The sequence below is a fragment of the Sphingobacterium sp. xlx-96 genome, from assembly GCF_011007365.1.
GTDB classification, from domain to species: Bacteria; Bacteroidota; Bacteroidia; order Sphingobacteriales; family Sphingobacteriaceae; genus Sphingobacterium; species Sphingobacterium luzhongxinii.
In genome coordinates, this window is record NZ_WFKM01000001.1 from 510,053 (window position 1) to 528,154 (window position 18,102).

The 18,102-nt window shown below is 38.1% G+C and carries 17 protein-coding genes and 2 tRNA genes; 10 read left to right on the forward strand and 9 right to left on the reverse strand.

Going from position 1 to position 18,102, the window contains the following annotated elements:
• Positions 1 to 338 precede the first annotated feature (338 nt).
• From G7B20_RS02335 to G7B20_RS02345, 3 genes are all read left to right on the forward strand, one after another.
• Positions 339 to 1,334, forward strand: a complete 996-nt coding sequence (locus G7B20_RS02335; protein WP_164108412.1) for a type IX secretion system membrane protein PorP/SprF — start codon at positions 339 to 341, stop codon at positions 1,332 to 1,334.
• A 30-nt stretch (positions 1,335 to 1,364) separates the two neighbouring features.
• Complete coding sequence (locus G7B20_RS02340; RefSeq protein WP_164108413.1) at positions 1,365 to 3,332, forward strand: OmpA family protein; 1,968 nt, start codon at positions 1,365 to 1,367, stop codon at positions 3,330 to 3,332.
• Positions 3,333 to 3,575: 243 nt separating this feature from the next.
• The gene (locus G7B20_RS02345) at positions 3,576 to 3,752 is read left to right on the forward strand and encodes a hypothetical protein (protein ID WP_164108414.1); all 177 of its coding nucleotides are present in this window, start codon (positions 3,576 to 3,578) and stop codon (positions 3,750 to 3,752) included.
• A gap of 250 nt (positions 3,753 to 4,002) precedes the next feature.
• Here the strand turns inward: G7B20_RS02345 and G7B20_RS02350 are convergent, their stop codons facing one another.
• The 3 genes from G7B20_RS02350 to G7B20_RS02360 all read right to left on the reverse strand — a co-directional run bounded on the left by G7B20_RS02350 (position 4,003) and on the right by G7B20_RS02360 (position 7,958).
• Entirely contained in the window at positions 4,003 to 4,881 is an 879-nt protein-coding gene (locus tag G7B20_RS02350) for an AraC family transcriptional regulator (RefSeq protein WP_164108415.1), read from the reverse strand.
• Positions 4,882 to 5,005: 124 nt separating this feature from the next.
• On the reverse strand, positions 5,006 to 6,445 hold the full coding sequence (locus G7B20_RS02355) for an alanine/glycine:cation symporter family protein (RefSeq protein ID WP_164108416.1): 1,440 nt from the start codon (positions 6,443 to 6,445) through the stop codon (positions 5,006 to 5,008).
• A gap of 331 nt (positions 6,446 to 6,776) precedes the next feature.
• Positions 6,777 to 7,958, reverse strand: coding sequence for a trans-sulfuration enzyme family protein (locus tag G7B20_RS02360; protein WP_164108417.1), 1,182 nt, complete (start codon positions 7,956 to 7,958; stop codon positions 6,777 to 6,779).
• A 189-nt stretch (positions 7,959 to 8,147) separates the two neighbouring features.
• Between G7B20_RS02360 and G7B20_RS02365 the strand changes: the two genes are divergently transcribed.
• Complete coding sequence (locus G7B20_RS02365) at positions 8,148 to 9,203, forward strand: NAD(P)-dependent alcohol dehydrogenase (protein WP_164108418.1); 1,056 nt, start codon at positions 8,148 to 8,150, stop codon at positions 9,201 to 9,203.
• Positions 9,204 to 9,305: 102 nt separating this feature from the next.
• Here G7B20_RS02365 and G7B20_RS02370 read toward each other — a convergent pair whose 3' ends face one another.
• Positions 9,306 to 9,851, reverse strand: a complete 546-nt coding sequence (locus G7B20_RS02370; RefSeq protein ID WP_164108419.1) for a hypothetical protein — start codon at positions 9,849 to 9,851, stop codon at positions 9,306 to 9,308.
• 421 nt (positions 9,852 to 10,272) lie between these two features.
• Here G7B20_RS02370 and G7B20_RS02375 point away from each other — a divergent pair, with 421 nt between their 5' ends.
• The 3 genes from G7B20_RS02375 to G7B20_RS02385 all read left to right on the forward strand — a co-directional run bounded on the left by G7B20_RS02375 (position 10,273) and on the right by G7B20_RS02385 (position 13,315).
• Positions 10,273 to 10,767, forward strand: coding sequence for a hypothetical protein (locus G7B20_RS02375; protein WP_164108420.1), 495 nt, complete (start codon positions 10,273 to 10,275; stop codon positions 10,765 to 10,767).
• Between the two features lie 172 nt (positions 10,768 to 10,939).
• On the forward strand, positions 10,940 to 12,634 hold the full coding sequence (locus G7B20_RS02380; protein ID WP_164108421.1) for a tetratricopeptide repeat protein: 1,695 nt from the start codon (positions 10,940 to 10,942) through the stop codon (positions 12,632 to 12,634).
• Positions 12,635 to 12,649: 15 nt separating this feature from the next.
• Positions 12,650 to 13,315 carry a response regulator gene (locus tag G7B20_RS02385; RefSeq protein WP_164108422.1) on the forward strand — a complete coding sequence of 222 codons (666 nt, stop codon included), beginning with the start codon at positions 12,650 to 12,652 and terminating at the stop codon, positions 13,313 to 13,315.
• A gap of 150 nt (positions 13,316 to 13,465) precedes the next feature.
• Here G7B20_RS02385 and G7B20_RS02390 read toward each other — a convergent pair whose 3' ends face one another.
• Both G7B20_RS02390 and G7B20_RS02395 read right to left on the reverse strand, forming a co-directional pair.
• A complete protein-coding gene (locus G7B20_RS02390; RefSeq protein WP_079642416.1) occupies positions 13,466 to 13,657 on the reverse strand; it encodes a cold-shock protein in 192 nt (63 codons plus the stop codon).
• Between the two features lie 94 nt (positions 13,658 to 13,751).
• A tRNA-Arg gene (locus G7B20_RS02395) sits at positions 13,752 to 13,825 on the reverse strand.
• A gap of 227 nt (positions 13,826 to 14,052) precedes the next feature.
• Here G7B20_RS02395 and G7B20_RS02400 point away from each other — a divergent pair.
• The 3 genes from G7B20_RS02400 (at position 14,053) to rlmH (ending at position 15,691) form a co-directional block, all read left to right on the forward strand.
• Entirely contained in the window at positions 14,053 to 14,577 is a 525-nt protein-coding gene (locus G7B20_RS02400; protein ID WP_164108423.1) for a YceI family protein, read from the forward strand.
• Positions 14,578 to 14,657: 80 nt separating this feature from the next.
• A tRNA-Ser gene (locus G7B20_RS02405) sits at positions 14,658 to 14,742 on the forward strand.
• A 475-nt stretch (positions 14,743 to 15,217) separates the two neighbouring features.
• A complete protein-coding gene (gene rlmH / locus G7B20_RS02410) occupies positions 15,218 to 15,691 on the forward strand; it encodes a 23S rRNA (pseudouridine(1915)-N(3))-methyltransferase RlmH (RefSeq protein WP_164108424.1) in 474 nt (157 codons plus the stop codon).
• Positions 15,692 to 16,064: 373 nt separating this feature from the next.
• Here the strand turns inward: rlmH and G7B20_RS02415 are convergent, their stop codons facing one another.
• The 3 genes from G7B20_RS02415 to G7B20_RS02425 are packed head-to-tail and all read right to left on the reverse strand — an operon-like array spanning position 16,065 to position 18,076.
• Positions 16,065 to 16,526, reverse strand: a complete 462-nt coding sequence (locus tag G7B20_RS02415) for an NUDIX domain-containing protein (protein WP_164108425.1) — start codon at positions 16,524 to 16,526, stop codon at positions 16,065 to 16,067.
• A 12-nt stretch (positions 16,527 to 16,538) separates the two neighbouring features.
• The gene (locus tag G7B20_RS02420) at positions 16,539 to 17,342 is read right to left on the reverse strand and encodes a DUF1080 domain-containing protein (protein ID WP_164108426.1); all 804 of its coding nucleotides are present in this window, start codon (positions 17,340 to 17,342) and stop codon (positions 16,539 to 16,541) included.
• Between the two features lie 2 nt (positions 17,343 to 17,344).
• Positions 17,345 to 18,076 (reverse strand): hypothetical protein, encoded by a 732-nt coding sequence (locus tag G7B20_RS02425; protein WP_164108427.1) that lies wholly within the window; start codon positions 18,074 to 18,076, stop codon positions 17,345 to 17,347.
• Between the last annotated feature and the right edge of the window lie 26 nt (positions 18,077 to 18,102).

The window sequence follows — 18,102 nt, forward strand, 5'->3', positions numbered from 1 at the left end:
TAGTGTGTTTGATTCGAAAATGGCTGTAGGAGAGGAAAAAAATATAGTTTTTACTTTTAGGCGTCCTTTACCCAAATCAGTTTCTAGATGTATGGCAGGGTCTATGAATAGAAGGAGAATATTTTTTTTGATCGAGATACTGTGCAGTATTATTGCTTTTAGACGGTATCCGTGTGATTGGGGGATAAGAGGAAGAGTTTTATCGGATTAGAAAAAAACTAGAATGAAAATTGGCTATAGTTAAGATGGTAGAGATACCTGTACTACCGTAAGGCATAGTATAGGAGGTTTAAGTGGGACGAAAGGATAATGTTAGCCTTAACATAATAAGGAAGAGAATGAAGTATTTACCCATAGTTGTATTGCTGTTGTCTGTAGTGAATGTGTATGGACAGCAAAGTATTCAGTTTACTCAGTATATCTTTAACTCGATAAGCGTAAATCCGGCTTATACGGGATATAAAGAAGAATGGTTTGCACAATTGGCACTTAGGACACAGTGGGCCGGTTGGGATGGGGCTCCAAAAACAGGATCTATTTCTATCGATGGTGTTCTGGATTCAGAAAGTAAGCGTCATGGCGTAGGGCTTCAAGTTGGTACAGATGCGTTAGGAGCACAGAAAGTCACTTCTTTTTTTGCTAATTATGCGCTGCGTTTACAGTTGAATCGGGCGGATACCCGTCGATTGGCATTTGGTATTGCGTTGGGTACGAGTCAATATAGTCTGGATGGGAGTAAGTTAGATCGTTTAGAGGTCGATAATCTGATCCCTGATGGAATGATAAGTACATGGAGACCAGATATTCGATTAGGTGCTTATTATAATACAGAAAAGTGGTATGCTGGAGTTGCAATACAAGATTTGTTTGCTAAATCGTCAGAAAGTGAAGAATTTATTTTTAACGAAAACAAACTTGAAAGTCTTTATCGTAATACCAATTTGTATTTTATTGGAGGAGCTGTATTCGAGTTGGATTCCGATATATTGCTGCGCCCAAGTATATTGGTGAAAGATGACTTTAAAGGTCCTACTTCCCTGGATTTAAATGCAATGATAATTTTTAGCAATAGGGTTTGGCTAGGAGCCGGTTATCGGACAAGAGCTCGCATATTCAAGCGTACTTACTGGGATCATTCTCCAAGTAAATTAAGCAATTTGAACGCAGCAACTGGTATCGTTCAGTTTTACGCTACCCAGCGTCTGAGGATAGGCTATTCTTATGATATAATGCTGAATAGAATGAGTGGGCTCCAAAATGGATCACATGAGATTACCTTGGGTTTAACATTTGGTCAGTCTTTTAAGAGGGTAATGAATCCCCGATATTTTTAGGATGTTATGGTTCGATTTAATGAAAGAGAAATGATAAAGGATATAATCACATTAATTGCCCTAATTCTAATCTTAATGACTAGATGTGCCTGCGGACAGGAGGGCGCAAATGTTCGTACACGGGCGCAAGAGATGTTAGATCGCTATGAATATAGGAAAGCTGCTTCGCTTTTTGAGTCATTGGTTAACAGGGAGAAAGCAATACATAAAGATGTAGAGCGATTGGCTGAATGTTATTTTTATCTACAAGATTACGAGTTAGCTGAAAATCTTTATGCACGCGTACAGAAGACGGATGATTTTGAAGAACAATCGGTGTTGAATTATGCTGAAGTTTTAAAGATGCAAGGAAAATATAAAGAAGCTAAGATTCAATATCAGCGATATGCATTGTTATATAATGAGTCGGAAAAGATTATTGTAGCAATGGCTGGAGCTGATTCTGCACAAGCTTGGCTCACACATCCTACGGCGTATTCAATGGTCAATCAGCAGGAAGTGAATACAAAAAGTTCCGAATATGTTTCTTTTTCGAGTGATTTAGGTATCTACTATGTTTCCGATGCAAATGCAAAGATATATAGCGATGAAAAGGATTTAAAAAGAGCTTATTCACGTTTGTATGGAGCATTACGCGATAGTGTTGGGTCGCTATATAGTCCAAAACGTTTGTTAACCGTTGTTAATCAATCTAAATACCATGTGGGGGATATTGTAATTAGTAAGGATGCACAAACGATGTACGTTACACGGACTTACACTGGAGTAAACTCAGAAATTAATCGCGAGAAGGGGAGGCGATACCGACAGTACAATTTAGAGTTGATCTTGTATAAAAAGGTAAATGGAAGATGGGAAGAGTCAAGCTTTCCTTATAATAATACGCAAGCATATTCTTTAGGTCATGCTGCGTTAAGTGAAGATGAAAATATATTATATTATGTTTCTAATATGCCCGGTGGTAAAGGAGGAAAGGATATTTGGTTTTCGGAGCGACTTGATAATGGGTCTTGGAGCGAACCAATAAATGCAGGAACTGAAATAAATTCAACCGGGGACGAAATGTTCCCGCGAGTCGATGGGGATGAACTTTATTTTTCGAGCAATGGTTTTGCGGGAATGGGGGGACTGGATATTTTTAAAGCCAGAGGTATGAAGTCTGATTTTTGCAAACGGGAAAATCTACGGTTTCCGATCAATTCGGCCAGTGATGATTTTTCTTTTGTGCTATACCAAAAGGATAGTCTTGGAAAGGTCGGTTACATATCTTCTAATCGACCGGGAGGTAAGGGAGGGGATGACATCTACAGGTTTAATCTGGAACATCCAAAATTTACGACAGAATTGAAGGGTATAGTACTCAATAAAGAGACGGGAGAACAGTTGGTTGAAGCTTCCGTTGTGCTTTATGACAAAAACAAACAACTTCTTGCTAAGAAGAAAAGTGATCAACACGGAAGATTTTTCTTCTCCTTGGCTGGAGAAATGGACTATACAATTCAAGTAGAAAAGGAAGGCTTTTTAGTTGGGGTTGCAGAAGTGAGAGGGCTGAGTAGAATTTCTCAAGATTCTAGCACGAGTATAACTTTAAGACTAGAGCCGGTTATACAGGTGGGACATAAATTTATCTTGGAAAATCTATATTACAATTTAGATGCTTATGCTCTTCAAAATGAGTCCAAGAGAGTTTTGGATAGGTTGGTATACACGCTACGTGACAATCCAACTTTAGGGGTTGAACTATCCAGTCATACGGATAGCCGTGGTTCAGCAAAATACAATCTTAGACTTTCACAAAAGAGAGGATCTGAAGCTGTTGATTATCTGGTGAATAGAGGGATTGATAGAGGTAGAATAACATTATCAGCGTATGGGGAAGAACGTCTGCTTAATCATTGCGTTGACGGTGTAAAATGTTCAGAAGCAGAACATCAAAAAAATCGGAGGACAGAAATTGAGATACTAGAGTTTAGGGAAATTCAGATGCAGAAAAAGTAAACAATTAAAAGTAATTAATGCCAACTCTGGTATACTTTCATAGGTAGATTTGGAATTCGGTATTGTCTCTCCGGCAATGCCGAATCTGTTTTAAGGCGGAATACTTTGTTGGTGTGGTATGAAGTATCTATGTAGTATACGGTGGTGTATCTGAGGCGTATATAAATGGTCGTAGTTAGCCACTTTTGATCGTATTTTTAAAAAAAAAAGAATATGTTGTATTAAGTTGATTTGGCGTAAATTATGAATAAAAGAAGAGGTAAAAAGTATTCAAAAAAAATAAAAAAGGAGGTCGTATCAGCGATTGTAAATGGTGAGTTATTAATCGGTGAAGCTGTGAAAAAATATAATATTTGTACAAAGGCTACTATTGTTAGGTGGTTAAAGGTACATGTCGCAGAAAGTGACACTATCCCTTAAAGTGCGTAGGTTGAAAAGCTAGGGTTTAGATCTTATAATCTAAGCCTTAAAAAAAATAAGCATCAACTAAAGAAAGGAAAAAAAGTTATCAGACGAAATTCAGTCCGCGGAATCAAACTTTTTGAACGTGCAGTTTTTCCTTTTTTTAGAATATCTCCTGGGAATGAAAAGAATGGAAATCATAATTAAGCAAGAAGCAACTCTAGACGTAGAATGGTATTTTGATATATAATAAGTTTTGTGAGCTTACTCACTTGGTATTTCTTATAATCGAAAGTTTATTTTTATAATCTGTGGGTGTTGTTTTCTTAATTGATTTGAATGTTTTATTAAAATTTGATAAACTACTAAAGCCACAGGCATAGGCAATATTACCTATTAATTCGTTACTTTCGTTTATCATTTTGCAGGAATAACTAATTCTAATTTCATTTAAAAATTGTGTAAAGCTTTTTTGTGTTCGGTTTTTAAAGTATCTACAAAAAGCAGGCTTTGTCATGTTTCCAATGACAGAAACTTCATCTAGACTGATGTCACGGTGATAGTTTTGAAACATAAATCTAATGATATTGTCTATCTTATCATAGTTATTTGTTAAAGACTCTATATCGTATCTTGTATCATTTAAAACTTTATAAGCATTTGTATTTATAATAAGATCCATTAGATCTAAAAACAGCACGACTTGTTTAAGCCCTTCAGCGTTGGAAATGTCTAAAATCAAAGGTTTCATTCTTTGGGCCAATAAAGGTTCGAAAAGTATACCTTGCTTAGAAATCTGGAGAAAGGAGTGAAGTCGCCTAGTGTCAATAAAATTTCTCATTACTGCAAGTAGCTTTTCGGGATCAAAAAAAAGTGTGATAGATCGAGCAACGATGCTGTCGGGAAAATCATCGGCATGGGTATACCAGACGTGGGGCAAGTTTGATCCTAGAAATGTGATCTCATCCTTCTCATACGAATCAATATTGTCTCCTATTATTCGCTTACCAGTACTTTCTAAAACAAGATTTATCTGACATTCTGGGTGATAGTGAAATTCAGTAGCAAAATTAGTGTTAGAATAATGTTTGATACTAAATGCCTGTCGATTAATATCATTCAATATTTTAGCAAATGTAGGTTTCATAATATTTTGTTTATACGGTTGTACTAAAATAAAACCTGAATCTCAAAAAAGAAATAGAAAACTAGCTTTTAAACAGGATTTACGTAAAGTTATTGATGTTGGTAATATGTTATATACGCAATGATCAAGTTGGTTTTTTTGACCTCGACCAGAAATCCATATTTCTAAAATTAAGTTTGCTACTGTCGAACGTGGGGTCTTCCTTACGTGCCAGCTGCTCTTGATAATCCTTATAAAGTCTATACACTTTGTTGTGGAGTAGTATGATCGCAACAAGGTTGAGCCACGCCATCATGCCTACCCCGATGTCACCCAAAGTCCACGCGGACTCGGCAGTGCTCACACACCCCATATAGACAGAGATAAGGATGAGGAGACGTAGTAACCACACAATAATGCGTTTTGACGATTGTTTGCTGATAAAGCTGACATTACTTTCGGCGATGTAATAGTAGGCCATGATCGTGGTGAAAGCGAAAAATGTGAGTGCTAGGGCCACAAAGATATTCCCAAAGGCTGGGAAGTGATGTGCTACGGCCTGTTGTGTGAAAGCAGGTCCCATTTCTACTCCTGGAATATGTTCGACGATAAAGCCTCCTTCGGGGTCCTGCACATTGTATTGGCCCGTGAATAGGATCATCAATGCGGTGGCCGTGCATACGAAAAGGGTGTCTACATAAACCGAAAAACCTTGTACCAAACCTTGTTTGATCGGGTGCGAAACCTCGGCTGCTGCTGCTGCATGAGGAGCTGTACCTTGCCCGGCTTCATTGCTATAGATGCCGCGTTTTACACCCCAGGCTATAGCGCTGCCAGCAACAGCACCAAAAGTAGCCTCCATATTAAATGCCGATTTAACAATCAGTGCCAAAACACGAGGTATCTCTTGTAGGTTGAGAACCATAATGACAATAGCCATGAGGATGTAGGCTCCGGCCATGAAAGGAACGACAAACTCAGCGACCTTGCTGATACGCTTTACCCCACCTATGATAATGATGCCTAATAGGCACGCTAGGAATAGGGCAGTGAAGAGAGGCGGGATATCGAATGCCTTCTCGACAGCGACACTGATACTATTGCTCTGTACGCTTGGAAGGAGGAAGCCTGTGCTAATAATGGTGACTATGGCAAATGTCCAGGCAAATATCTTCGAACGTAATCCTTTTAAGATATAGAATGCCGGTCCGCCACGATATTCTCCTTGATCTACTTCCTTGTACATCTGCCCCAAAGTGGCCTCAACGATAGCCGATGCACTTCCCAAAAATGCAATGATCCACATCCAGAATACGGCGCCAGGTCCTCCCATGCCGATAGCGGTAGCGACGCCTGCGATATTACCAGTACCGACACGCCCCGAGATAGCCAATGAAAAGGCCTGAAAGGAGGATATTCCTTTGTCCGAACTACTGCCTTTGAATAGGAGACGCACCATCTCACGAAGTTGTGTAAGTTGTGGGAATTTAAATCGGACGGTAAAATAAATCCCAGTGATAAGACAAAGATAGACCAACGCATCACTCCATACCACATTATAAACTTTGGTTATCAAATCTTCCATATATTGCAATTGTATAGGTTCATAGCTTGCTAAAATATGTAAAACAGTTCGTCATTGTCTGAATTATTGTATAGATTGTGTTTATAAAGATGTTTGTGGTATATATGTATTAGTTATTGGAATAATAGTTGTTTGTTTTTTGGGGATTGTGGCAGCAATTCGGGAGGTCTCATATTTTATATAAATTTATAATGAAGTAGCTACTCTCATGTATTCTAATGCTAATATACAACTTAGCTGGCTATTGAAATAATTTGAAAAAAGGAGGTTTTTTGTTCTCCTTTTTTGGACAGGATATTTTGACGTTATCATGTGTCTGGGATGAGGTTTATTACGCTTCAAATGCCTGTGCAAAGTCAGCGATAAGGTCATCTATATGCTCTATACCGACAGAAATCCGAAGCATCCCGCGATTGATCCCGGCTATTTTTTTCTGTTCGCTCGAATGATGTCCGCCCCACATACTAGCCGGGTGTACAACGAGGGATTCTACTCCACCAAGACTGGCAGCATTGGCAAATACTTTTAGATTTTGGAGTATGTTTTGTGCGTGACGATACTGCTCTTCTTCGGTAGAACCCGCTACCTCGATGCATAACATGCCCGTAAAGCCTTTCATCTGCTGGCTTGCGAGCTGGTGCTGTGGATGGGAGGGAAGTCCTGTATAAATGACGGATTTGATATGATTGTTCTGGGACAGCCATTCAGCAAGCTGCTGTGCATTCTCATTGATCTGACGCACGCGAAGTGCTAAGGTCTTTAGACCACGAAGAAGCAACCAGGAATCAAATGGACTAAGGCTGGCTCCCAATACCAACGATCTTCGCCAGACTTTATGAATAAAATCTTTAGAACCACATACAGCACCGGCAGTCAGATCGGAATGCCCACCCAGGTATTTGGTGGCACTGTGTACGGTCACATCTATGCCAAACTCTGCCGGTATTTGGTTGATCGGTGAGGCGAAGGTATTGTCGACCATGGTGGTGATGCCATTTTCCTGTCCTAGTCTGCCGATAAAGGCTAGGTCGGTGATATCTAGATTTGGATTGGAAGGTGTCTCAATATAGATGAGTTTTGTATTGCAGCGGATTGCTTTGCTGAAAGATGCATTATCTGTCTGGTCTACTTGTGTAATCTCAACATTGTAGTCGTTGAGAAATTCTTTCAAGAATAAGGACGCTCCGGAATAATGGGACTGCTGTGATACAATATGATCGCCTGATCGGACGATAGCTAATATAGCAGTGCTAATGGCAGCCATTCCGGTAGCCAGGACAAGTGCGTCTTCTGTTTTCTCAAGTGAGGCTAAAATAGCGGCAACCTGACTGTTGGTTGGATTGCCATGCCGGTGGTAAAATTCGGGATGTTTTGTTTCGGTGGCAGCGATAATGTATTGGTCTAGATTATCACTAGCCAGATACGTGGAAGTCTGAAATATAGGGGGCACTACGGCACTTGTTTGGTTGTATTCTTTGCCGATGTGTATGCTGTTTGTTTCTAATCTTGACATAATGGATACGGTTTTATAATTCTAATGTACGAATAATCTATTGATTTAGTATACATTTGGGTGCCTACAAAATTAGCTTTTATATTAGGACACAATATATTCGATGTAAAAATGATTTTATGTAAATTTGTGTATATAAGACGCTGGCTGACATAGCGTAAAGAATGTTTAATTTTTAATCGAATAGTGATGATAAAATCAAAAGGTTATGCTGCTAAGGATAGTAATTCGAAACTGGAGTATTGGGAATTTGAAAGAAGAGAACTGGGCGCCAACGATGTGTTGATAGATATATTATATAGCGGTATCTGCCATTCGGATATCCATCAGGTTCGTGATGAGTGGGGAGGGACGCAGTATCCGATTGTTCCGGGACATGAGATTGTAGGTCGTGTAAGTGCTGTTGGTAATGCTGTGATTAAATTCAAGAAAGGTGATTTGGCTGGGGTGGGATGCATGGTGGCGTCTTGTGGAGAATGTGAAAACTGTGAGTCGGACCAGCAGCAGTTTTGTCTAGAAAAGAAAACTGTATGGACCTATAATAGTAAGGATGTCATGCATGATCATACGTTTACATTTGGTGGTTATAGTAATAATATAGTGGCAGATGCTGATTTTGTGTTACATATACCTGAATCTTTAGATATTAAGAAAGTTGCTCCTCTGCTGTGTGCCGGAATTACAACATATTCGCCGTTAAAAAGATGGAATGTGAAAGCAGGACATCGGGTAGGGGTATTGGGACTAGGCGGATTGGGGCATATGGCTGTTAAGATTGCAGTGGCTATGGGAGCGGAGGTAACGATGATTAGTCATTCACCTCGAAAGAAAGCCGATTCTACCTTGTTGGGTGCAAAACACTTTCTGAATATGAATGTTCCTGACGAGATAGTTGGTTTTTTGGGTTATTTTGATTTTATTATTGATACGGTATCTGTTCCGCACGATTATAATCTTTATTTAAATTTACTGAGAACTTATGGTGTGCATATTTGTGTAGGTATTCCAGCGGCACCTATTGAGATCGAAGGCCGTTCTATCATGGGAGGTAATAAGATATTGACAGCCTCAAGTATAGGAGGGATACAAGAGACGCAGGATATGCTTAACTTTTGTGCCCAGCACGGTATTCTTCCTGAGACTGAAATGATTGATATTGATTATGTGAATGAAGCTTATCAGCGCGTATTGGATAGTGATGTGAAATATAGATTCGTCATTGATATGAAGTCAATAGATCGGTAAATATGTTTGAAAATAAATAAAGTGATGATCTCACTTATAACGAAAAAGGCGTTCTGAATTATATTCAGAACGCCTTTTTTTTGCCTTTTATTTAGCTTTCCCCTACTCTTTTCCCCATTTGTCGAATAGGAAGAATATAGCCCCTAGGGCTACTGCTCCAATAGAAAGATACGTGTTTAACATAGTGAAATTGTTTGAGCTCTTTCCTGTTTTTTGACGATATAATTTGACAGCTTCAAAGTGAGTATGCAGATCTGTAGTAGAAGATGAATATTTTGCGGATTGAACAGGTATCGGTGTACGCCAAGCGTCGTAAGGCCTAGGACGAAAGTTAATACAGATTGCTAGCAGTTTGTATATGTCTTCGGATGGATTGGATGTAATGCCTGATACATAGTTTTTTAATGGTCTTAGTTTGTCAAGATCCATTAAATCTAGTTGATGAATGACTACGTTGTGATCCGTAGAGCACGATAGAAACCTCCCAACAGTCTTGCTATCCCCCGGAATAGGTTCCTCTGATAATCGCTGTTTTATCAACTTTCGAAGTCTACATGTTGAGGGTTTTTGTAATTCAATAGGTAGTCTCCCTAGACGCTTTTGTTCCAAAAAACATGCTACCACTTCGCTCTTAAATTGCTCAAACATAATCCAAAATTAGTGTAGTACGACTGTTGAAAATTACGGGAAACCGTAAAATAGGTGTGAATATTTTAAGCTTAAATTTTTTTTTGTTCTTGGAATTTTTTGAATTCAACGACACTATTGGAATTAATGGTGGAATAAATGGTACGATTGGAATTATCATTAAATCAGGACTTAAACCACGCTAGGTTTGCTCTCAGAATCTAGTTAAGGATCACTGCAAACGTGGTGGTGATCTAGTAAAAACAAGATACTATCGAGAAGATATTGTAGGAACTGTTTGCCGGTTTGGGAAGCAGCATATAGTTCCCGCAATGGACACTCCCACTTCCCGAAAAAATCAGAAGGCCTTCTGAAAACAATGTAGTATCCCGGCGCACGATGCACCGGGGCTACTCAGTTTTTGACTTTTAATTTTTTTAAAATGTGGGTATTAACGTTAGTGCTACTAGCAGGTAGCTCCTTGAATAGTTCTGTGAATTCTAGTTGTCCTAATACAACAACTGGACAGTTTGTTTATCAATCACATCCTGAAAGTGAAACGGGTAAATCAAAAGGTATCATAAGACCTATTCCTCCTGTGGTTCGTAGGGCAAATGTTGAACAGGAAAATGGTACAGGCGGAGATAAAGGGACTACACGTCCACCGGTAAAGCCACTAAAAATTTATAGCTATCTTGATCAAGAAAATGGTACAGGCGGAGATAAAGGGACTACGCGTCCACCGGTAAAGCCACTAAAGATTTATAGCTATCTTGATCAAGAAAATGGTACAGGCGGAGATAAAGGGACTACGCGTCCACCGGTAAAGCCACTAAAGATTTATAGCTATCTTGATCAAGAAAATGGTACAGGCGGAGATAAAGGGACTACACGTCCACCGGTAAAGCCACTAAAAATGTTTAGTAGAATGGTATAGTTGAGGTACGGACAACATATGTTGCAAATTCAATACTTACAAATCTGTAAAAGGGGATATTTTTAATTCCTCTTTTACAGATTAGTTTTTTTTGGTTTTAAATTGACTATTTGTGGTCGCTAAATGTTATAGATGATCGTGTTTTTAGTATCTTAAGCACAAAATTATAGCTTTGAAAATTGGTGCTTTTTTTTTTCTGTTATTATTGAGTGTGGTATCATGCGGGGATCAGGAGTCTGTGTTAGTCAAAACTGATTCAGTAGACGAGTCCATGTATCGAGAAGCAATAAGATTTCTGGATAAAGGGAAATTAGATAGTGCCTTTGTTTTCTTTGACCGTGCTAAGGATTTGTATCTTGAAGCGCGGGATAGTAGTGGTATTTCGTTGTGTCTGATTCAAATGGCAATAACACTTACGGATGTTGGTGATTATTTAGGTGCTCAAGAGTTATCTTATCAAGCATTCAAATATCTTAATATTGAAGATAGTACGCAACATAACTTGATCAGTATTAACTACAACAATATTGGCAACGCAACAGCTCAGTTGGATGATTTTGATGAAGCATTACGTGTTTACGATCAAAGCATTAGATTCGCAACAAATACGTCTCATAAGGAGTTGGTGTTAAATAATAAAGCAGTAGTATTATTTGATTTACGGCGGTTTGAAGAAGCTTTGAAGATATATGAGAAGCTAATCGTCGAAAAGAGAACTGATGATCTTTCGTATGCTAGGGCGCTGACTAATTATGCGAAGACGAGGTGGCGGATAGATACATATTATGATCCATTGCCTGATCTTTGGATGGCCAAAGATATTCGAAAACAGCTTCAGGATGTGTGGGGCCAAAACTCCAGTTACACCCACCTTACAGAATACTATGAAGATCGGAATATAGACTCTGCAATTTACTATGCGCGAAAACGATTTGACATGGCGAATCAACTGAATAGTTCAGAGGATCTGATGAATGCATTTACCATGCTTGTTCGCCTAGAACCTAGTGATTCTTCCAAGGGTTTGATAGACAGTTTCAAGCTTTTGCAAGATAGTGTACATAGTTCAAGGTTACTTTCTAAAAATCAGTTTGCCTCCGTCCGATATGAAGCGGAGAAAAATAAGGTTGAGCATACTGAGTTGAAGAATAGTCTCTCTGAAAAGATACAAAAGATCAATTTACAGCGAGTCTGGGCCTCGATTGGGGGGATCTGTATTTTATTATTCGTGGTGTTGGGATACGTTAGGTCAAAACAGCGTAAAGAAAGAATGAAGAATGAAGCTGCTGAACGCATAAAAGTAAATCAATTAAGAACATCAAGAAAAGTGCATGATGTTGTGGCCAACGGTTTGTATCGCGTGATGTCCGAGATAACACATATTGAGACACTTGATAAAGACGATGTATTAGACAAGATTGAAGACATGTATAATAGGTCTAGGGATATTTCTTATGAAGCGGAAACTGATGACGAATCTGAACTCTTATCTTTTGATCAAGTGATAAGCAGGTTATTGAAATCTTTTTCGAGTATCAAGCATAAGGTGTTTATTGTTGGGAATGATGCGTCGGTCTGGGAGGGGCTGTCGGCGGTGCTAAAAGAAGAAATACACCGTATATTACTAGAACTCATGCTCACCATGAGAAAGGACGGTGGGGAAGCTACCGTTTTGGTTCGATTTGTACGGGAAGCGCAGTGCTTTAGCATAACGTATAAATATAACGGGAGTAGAATGAAAGGAATTCATGACGGAAATGGTATCAGAAATACGGAAACCCGTATTCAGAGGATTGGAGGAAAGATTATCTTTGAGAATAAAGAAGCTGATGGTTTGAGAATAGATATTCAGATCCCCATCATTTAAACCATGTGATATTTTATGTTAAAAAGAGTATTGATAGCTGAAGATCATGAGTTAGCTAATATATCTGTACAAAAGTCATTAAATGACTTTGGCATTAAGGAAGCTAAATATGTCTACTATTGTGACCATGCTTTGGTATGGCTCAAGAAGGCAGTTTTGGAAAAAGTACCATATGATCTTTTGATTACTGATCTAGGATTTGAAGATGATAATACGGAACAGGAAATCAGACATGGTCTTGCATTGATAGAAGCTGCTAAAGCTATCCAACCGGAACTAAAAATAATAGTCCTTACGGCTGAACGTCTAAATAGCAAGATTGACAACTTGTTAAAATTGGGACAGGTGAATGGTTTTGTGCGTAAGGCAAGACGGGATGCGTACTATCTATTAGAGGCCTTGTATGCAGTAAATGAAAATAGACAATATATTTCACCTGAAAATACACAAAAATATTTTGGTAAAAATAGTTATGAGTTTAGCAAACAGGATATTGCAATTATATCGCTGTTGGCTGAGGGGGTAGCACAAAAGAATATTCCAGTTTATCTACAACAAAGGAATATTAAGCCTTGGGGGCTGAGTAGCATTGAAAAAAGTCTCCGACAAATGAAGGATATTTTAGGGGTAGGTAAGAATGAGCAGTTGGTAGCATATTGTAAAGATATTGGTCTCATATAATTTGAAGACATTTCAATACCCGCCATAGCAAGAAAGCTGACTTTGACATGGCTAATGTTTTAATTATATGCTATCGTAAAGTAATGGCGAAAAAAAAAGGATAGACCGTAATAGTTTATCCCTTTTGTAAGAAAGTATTGTTGTAATATATTATGCTAATTGCACGTTAACCGCATTGATACCTCTTTGAGTCCTTTCAGTGTCGAAAGTTACAACGTCACCTTCGGATACTTGGCTTTTTAAAGCAGATACGTGTACGAATACATCTGCACTTCCATCTTCTGGAGTAATAAAACCAAATCCTTTAGTTTCATTGAAAAATTTAATTTTGCCTTTGTTCATTATATTTTAATTTAACACTCGCAAGGTAAGTATAATAAATGAATAATCAGGTAATAAAAAAAAAAACTCTAAACAATTTGTTTAGAGTATTACGTACGCCCATCAGGATTCGAACCTGAGACCGACGGTTTAGAAAACCGTTGCTCTATCCAGCTGAGCTATGGGCGCCTGTCTTTCAGTGCAACAAAAGTAGCGTTTTGGATGTCAAATACAAAATATTTATTCTTTTTTTTGTGCTGTATCGAATAACTGCCTGCATGACAGTTGTATAATTTGTCTTAAAATCTTAATATAGTTTAAGAGTGAAGTTTTTGTTGTTGGTTACCTTTGTATTGTTAAGAACAAAAGCAAGATAAATTAGTTTATTATATTAACAAGTTATATTAAATAGTATTATGGTAACATGGAATTTAGATACGGCGCACAGTGAAATTGAATTTAAAGTGCGTCACATGATGATCTCTACAGTAAAAGGACAATTTAAAAATTTTGAAGTATCCATTAATAGTGAGTCTGACGATATCTCAAAAGGAATAGTGAGTGTAAAAATAGATACAACCTCAATAGATACGAAAAATGAACAAAGAGACCAACATTTGAAAAGTGATGATTTTTTTGATACAACAGAATTTCCTACTATCACATTTGTATCAACTTCGGTGGTAGGGGATGTACGGGACGATTTTAAGATTCATGGTGATTTAACTGTGAAAGGAATTACTAAGTCAATCGTGGTGAAAGCTGAATTTGGAGGCATTGCGAAAGACCCTTGGGGTAATGAGAAAGTTGGATATACCGTAAAAGGAGCTATAAATCGATCTGATTTTGGATTAACATGGAATGCCGCCTTGGAGACTGGTGGCGTAATGGTCTCCGATGAAGTGAAATTTGAAGGTGAATTACAGTTCTTAAAAAGTTAATAATCAGCATTTATAGTGATTTGTGAGCGTTTTTTTGAAATAAATTTTGGAAACCAAGGTAGAATTTCTACTTTTGTGGCGGAGAGCTGGCAGAGTGGTCGAATGCGGCGGTCTTGAAAACCGTTAACTGTCACAGGTTCGGGGGTTCGAATCCCTCGCTCTCCGCAGAAAGACCTCCATCGAAAGATGGAGGTCTTTTGCGTTTAGAGGGATGAGAGCCCCACGGTATCGATTCTTGAAGGTTCAGGATATTGCGCAAGGGCGATCGAGGGGCTGAACCAATCCTTCGACAGCCGCTTGCTAACAAGGAAAAGGTATCAAAACCCTACAAATTCAAAAATTTGAAGTTTTTTTGTTTATAGACCAATCCCGTTTTTTTCAATACTTCCTGTTTTCAGCGAGATGCTAATGAGACCCTAAAATTTAGTCGCTGGGGTCTCGCTAAAATAAACTTCAGGACACAGCACAAAAAGATCCAATTGTACCGAATAGCGCTAACTGGATGTCATAAAGTAAAACTCATAAATCAATTTTACTTTGTGTAAAATAGTAGATCGATAAATAACAGACCAGAGTATCTTGTTTACTCGCTCATTTCGTATCTTTGTGTAAAAAAATAGAAGTAGGTTAGATTCGAAATATGAAGATTAGTTTGTTGTGTATCGGAAAGACGGATGATAAGTTTATTCAGGAAGGAATCGATAAATATCTTAAGCGATTAAAGCACTATGTGCCGTTTACAATCGGAATACTGCCGGATGTGAAGAATGTGAAAAGCATGTCTGAGGCACAACAAATGGAAAAAGAAGGGGAACTATTCTTTAAAAATTTGACCAATGCGGATTATGTGGTTCTTTTGGACGAAAAAGGAAAAGAATTTAGATCTATTGAATTCTCAGAGTATTTGGAACAAAAGATGATCGGAAGTGTACAACATGTGGTCTTTCTTATTGGAGGACCTTATGGCTTCGCTCCTAAAGTGAAAGAACGTTCAAATGCGAGTATGTCTCTTTCGAAGCTAACATTTTCGCACCAGATGGTTCGCTTATTTTTTGTAGAGCAGGTTTATAGGGCTTTTTCTATTATGAAAGGCGAACCTTATCACCATGAATAGTTTGTAGATTTATTATATTCTTTGCATCTTTAGATAAAGACAATAGTGTTATGGATAAGTATAAGAGAGATTACAAATTTAAAAGCAATGAGGGGGAGCGGAGTCTTAAATGGCTGATTGTCATTTGTGGGATTGTAATTGCTGCTATCGCTTATTTCCTTAGTTAAAAGTAAATTAGTGTATATATAAAATAAGGCGATATTTGGGATATCGCCTTAAAATCACACTAACTATAAATGCAGCTCCCAGAAAGGGGCTTCATTTGTGATAATCAAGCACCATGCACTGGTAAGCATGATTTCAGTGTTATAAAAATATAAATCATTTTTAGAATAATCAAGCTTTTTTGAAAATAAAAAAAACGAAAAAAAACCTAGATTTTAGGTTGGTGATCTGTTTTTTTGTAGCTTTCCCAAGCGACTTGATCCGTTTTAAAAGTAAGATGCTCGCTATGTAGTTCGTGGCAATCTATTAATCGAAAAACTTCCTCTTTGTCTTGTGTGTTAAGGGGCTCAAAATTCATCGGACGCTCTTGTAGCGGCATTGTTATCGGACCTAATGCTTTTACCAAGTAATAGATGGATAAAATCTGACTGTTATTGAAGCTTGATTTCTCGTAAAAATCGGTTGTATAAAGGTGTTTTACTACTTCGATCTCTAAATTGCACTCTTCTATAAATTCACGTTTTAAAGCATCTATCAATCCTTCGCCATATTCTAAGCCTCCTCCGGGGAATTTAGTAAAAGATACACTTTGCGTGCGTTCGTCACTCACTAATACTCTATTCTGTGCATCTATCAGTATTCCATATACCCTTACGTTGAACATGTACATACTACTTCTTGTTTATTTATTCTTGGGGGTTAAATCTTTGATGAATATATTTCTGAATTCTACGGGTTGTCCTTCGCTTTGAAGTGCAATAAATCCGCTCTTCAGGGCTTTCCCATCTATTTTCATTCGAGGATCAAAGTTGTTTACTACTGATCCTCCGATATGTGGTTTGTTGTAAGACAGTACGGTGTCCCCTTCGATAATATGGTGAATGATGGAATCTCCTAATACGATGAGTTCTGCTTTCACCCACTGGTCGCCGTCGTAGGTCTTGGATTTTGAATTTATGCAATGGGTTGTTAGCAGCTTACCTTGATGATATATGTGTGTGCCAGGTGAACACATGTTGCCTGTAGGTCTTGGTTTACCATCGCTTAGGCCCCCCAGAAATTGCATTTCAACAGATATGGGCCAGTCTTGGTCGGCAGGCATTGTTTTGGGATCTTGCGAATGGAACATAATACCACTATTGCGCAAGGTATAAGAAGGTGCCCCCGGGTACAAATCCCCGTAGAATCGGTATTCCAATTTTAAATGATAGTTGGTAAATGGAGTGTCATAATAAAGATGCCCAAACCTATTGTCATAAGACTTGCCATAACCATCATAATTTACTTGGATAACTCCATTATTAACACGAAAAGTAGCAGCGAAATTGTTACCGCTCTCGTAGGGATAAATTTTCGCTGTCCAGTTTTTTAGGTCTTTACCATTGAAGAGAGACTTCCACCCGTTATCGATCTGTTGTTGTGAAGCGCAGGATGCAGTTACAAGTCCGAAAGCAAAAAATACAATTTTATGATAGATTTTAAACATGATTAAATCTCCTGAAATCCGCTTTCTATAGACATTTCGTCAATAAACAAAAAAGAGTAGTGTCTGGGAAGAAACCATGCTACTGTGCTTCCTATTTGCTGGAAGTCTTGTTCATTGGCAAATTGAGCCGGTGTAAAGTTGAAAACTAGATCTTGTTTGACCTGGGTTTCATCTTCAAAATTACGGGCGATCAACATTGTTTTCGGTATATTAATTCCTGCGTGTTTTAAAAATTCGCGGAGTTGTTTTCTGATATATTTAGGCAGTATCGCATCTGAAGGTTGACCTATTAATACTTTTTCATCGTTTCCAATTACTACATTTTCTTTGTGATTAGAGAAGATGCTTTCGTCACTATAGAAGCTATCATTTAACTCAAAATTGGCAATATCTCCATAAGTAAATATCCAATCAGGCTGTTCGGTTTGCGCGTTGATTACAATACCAAAACCCTGTAATAAAAGTGTTGGAAGTTGCTTACTGATTACAAAAGCATGAAAGTGCTCATTTGATGTAACGGTCTCTAGCTGAACATAAGGAAATCCATCGCTAGCGATAATAACCTCTGGGGAGCCTAGTTTAAGGTTGGCATCAGCAATGTTTTCCAGAAAAGTTACTATCCATTTTTGATCACGCTCAACAATTGGAGTTTGAATCAAAGTATTTATTATTACCGTCTTTTCCAAGTCTCCTAAGCCTATTTCGGTATTGTCTGCACTATTTTTCAAATTCATTAATGTGTTATTATTACGTTAAGTTG